We start from the raw sequence: 2861 nt of genomic DNA, 5'->3' as shown, positions 1-2861 counted from the left end.
GCCCGGCACGGCACTCGATGCACTCGGCGTATTCACCGTCCCCCGGATGACGGGATTGGCCGCCTGCCCGGCGGCGGTGCCTTCCTCGAACGGACCGGCCACGGCGGCGGTCTGCGTCGTGATGAAGCAGACGAGCGTGATCGAGGTGACCCAGTGGCGCATCCAGCCTCTGCCGAGCCGCCTCAAGGAGGCTGGAGCCCCCGCGGGGGGCAGCGAACGAACGTGAGCGTGGGGGCCGTTCATCACTCCCTCCTATCCCTTAATCCGTTTCAGGAAGGTGTCGGCGGGCGGGCCGAACGCGGGTGCCGAGCGCCGCATGTGTTCCAGCGCGTAGTCCAGGCTCACGTCGCCGGAGGTCCGCAGGAAGCTGTCAGCCGGCGCGCAACTGCCGCTGGCGCAGGCAACCGGGCGGGCGCCTTCTCGCATCAGCACGAAGGTCGGTACCCGGGTGACGGCGTAGCGGTCGAAGGCCTGTGGATCGATCTGCACGGCCACCTGGCGGGTGCCAATCAGGCCCTGCACCTGGACGACGGTGTCGCGCAGCGAGCCGTTGGCGAAGCCCCGGAGGACGATCGAGGCCTTCACCCGCGCGGCCTGGTCGACCAGGCGTTGCAGCGTGGGCCGGGGCATGGACAGGCTGACGAACACCAACAGCCCTGGTCCGGTCGCCAGCCCCTGCGCCTGAGTCATCGCCTCCGCTTGCGATGCATAGCCCCGCGCCAGCGCTTCGAGGTCGACCGGGGTGCGGCTGAGGGGCTGTGGCAGCGCCTCGACGTTCGGGCGCGTCGGCACCGGCGCGGATCGCAGTTCGGCATCGCTGGGCATGCCGTACTTCCGCCGCGCCACATCGAGGTCCTGGTCCGTGACGGTCGGCATTTCTCGGCGGACGCGTTCGATGTCCGCGTCGGTCACGACCGGCGGGTTCTGCGCCAGGGCCTGCGCGCTTGCCGCGAGCGCGGCGGCGAGGCCGAGGGCCCGGGTAGAAGGACGGAGATCAGAAGCCCACACAGCAGTTCCTCTTGCGAAATAACATGAAGGCGAAGTCCTCGCCGCGCACCGGGTATTCCTTGCCGGCGCCCCAGAGCACCGTGGTGCGGCCGAATGGCTGGCAGCAGCGCCCGGCCTCCTTGTCGGTGTTGGGAATCGGATAGGTGAGTTGAGTCTTGTAGGCGGTCTTGTCCATGACCGGCTCGAAGTACGGCCCGCACAGGCCGGGCGTGCCGTGCCAGCCCCAGGCGATCAGTTCGCGGTGCATTTTGGCGGTCAGGCGCTGGGCCATCAGAGCGGCCGTGCGCACGCCGCCCAGGTGGTAGGGCACATGGCCGTCGAGAGGGTAAATCCCGCCCTGGCAGCCGGCGCACCAGAAGAGCTCCTTGAGGCCGAAGCCCACCGAGGCGGCGACGCAGTCGGCGGCACAGGCGGCGATGGCGACCGGATTGGCGAAGAGCACGGCGTCCGGATTGAGGATCAGGGTGAGTTCGTCGTCGGCCCACAGGGGATCGACCTCGGTGAGGTAGGCGAGATCGAAGGAGCCCTTTTCCAGGCAGGGGAAGTCGGTCACCACGTCCAGCCAATACATCACCGGGTTCACGTAGAAGTGCGCCTGGTAGAAGCTGCCGCCGTCGCCATCGCCTTCCGGGCGGGTGAAGCGCGCCGCTTCCGGCGCCGGAATGCCCGGGTCGAGATCGATGCCGCCGAGCGATACCAGGCAGAAGGGTTTGCGCACCACTTCGACATGCCGTGCGGGCTCCCAGAAGCCGATGGAGAGTCCGATGACCGGATTGACGCCACAGCTGCAGACGGGGTTCGAGGGGTTGTCGGTGTCCTCCTGGTCGCCGAAGTTGGCGATTCGCGCGGCGCCGATGCTGATCGGCAGGATGCAGGACCAGCAGATATCGGTGATCGGATTGGGAAACTTGCCAGTGCAGGTGGCCGCACCGGCGGCGAGGCTGGGGCCGGCGGCGCAGGCGAGGACGGCGGCGAACAGGAAAGGAACGAGGCCGCGATGGGCATTCATGGGGACACCGCCAGTTCGTCGATACGCAACCGCAGCCCGTCCTGCGACACCAGGGCCGGCACTTGGGTGATGCCCAGGCGGCGGGTGAGCAGTCCCTGCTGGTCGTAGTAGACCGGGACGTGCCAGGACTGCATGAGGTCCAGGTAGGAGCCGCCGACCAGGATCGGCTTCACTCGGCCCTGGTAGAGGGCGATCAACTGCCGGGCGCGGCCGACCTGACGCGGGTCGCGGGCATCGAAGAACAGCAGGTGCCGGGACAGCGACACCACCTCCAGCGGGTTCTTGCGCGTCCCGGCGGCAAACAGCAATTCGCCCTGGGGGCCGAAGATGTTGCGATCCAGGGTGAAGCTCGGGTCGAAGTAGAAGGTCCGCATCGTATCGGTCGGCCGCAGGCCGGTGACCGGCGGCGGATTCTTCACGGTCGCGATGCCCCGTTTCCGGGCTTCTGCTTCCAGGCGCCCGAGTTCGCCGCTGCGTTCCTTCTCGCGCAGGCGCTGCTCGATCATCTGGAGCAGATGGGGTTCGCTGATCTCGTAGGTCGGCCCGATGGCGCCCAGATCCATGGCCCGTGCGTCAGCCGCGCCCAGCATCAGACCGAGCACCAGGGGAGCGGACACGATGCAGCGTTTCATCGCGCCACCCTGGCCGGGCAACGGATCTGTCCGGCGAGTCGTTCGCGGGCGGCGGTATCGTGCAGGTGGCTGGCACGGATCAGTCCCATCAGCATCGGATCGCCGTCACCGTCCGACATCGCTTGGCGCAACTCGGTCGCGGTGAGTGCCCGGCCGCAACGCCGCTCGAAAGCGGCGAGATAGTCCTTGGCGCCGGCTTCAGCGGCGGGGGC

General features: G+C 68.4%; 3 protein-coding genes and 1 pseudogene. All 4 read right to left on the bottom strand.

Features of this window, described 5'->3' with window-relative positions; genetic code table 11:
- Positions 1 to 252: 252 nt before the first annotated feature.
- Complete coding sequence (gene trbC / locus ACE3N6_RS19040; RefSeq protein ID WP_374247397.1) at positions 253 to 912, bottom strand: type-F conjugative transfer system pilin assembly protein TrbC; 660 nt, start codon at positions 910 to 912, stop codon at positions 253 to 255.
- An 82-nt stretch (positions 913 to 994) separates the two neighbouring features.
- Positions 995 to 2017, bottom strand: coding sequence for a conjugal transfer pilus assembly protein TraU (gene traU, locus ACE3N6_RS19035; protein WP_374247396.1), 1023 nt, complete (start codon positions 2015 to 2017; stop codon positions 995 to 997).
- Positions 2014 to 2649: a type-F conjugative transfer system protein TraW gene (gene traW / locus ACE3N6_RS19030; protein ID WP_374247395.1), complete on the bottom strand. Its 636-nt coding sequence runs from the start codon at positions 2647 to 2649 to the stop codon at positions 2014 to 2016. The genes traU and traW overlap by 4 nt, the downstream gene beginning before the upstream one ends.
- Positions 2646 to 2861: pseudogene (locus ACE3N6_RS19025) on the bottom strand (hypothetical protein); the annotation flags it as partial. The gene traW and the pseudogene ACE3N6_RS19025, both read right to left, overlap by 4 nt.

The organism is Zoogloea sp., assembly GCF_041904905.1.
Lineage (GTDB): Bacteria > Pseudomonadota > Gammaproteobacteria > Burkholderiales > Rhodocyclaceae > Zoogloea.
The sequence above is the reverse complement of the archived record's forward strand: the minus strand, read 5'-3'. Positions and strand labels throughout refer to the sequence as shown.

What these genes read in the sequence shown, in the direction of transcription:
- traU (WP_374247396.1), bottom strand. Translation starts at nt 2,017, where the DNA reads ATGAATGCCCATCGCGGCCTCGTTCCTTTCCTGTTCGCCGCCGTCCTC.
- traW (WP_374247395.1), bottom strand. Translation starts at nt 2,649, where the DNA reads ATGAAACGCTGCATCGTGTCCGCTCCCCTGGTGCTCGGTCTGATGCTG.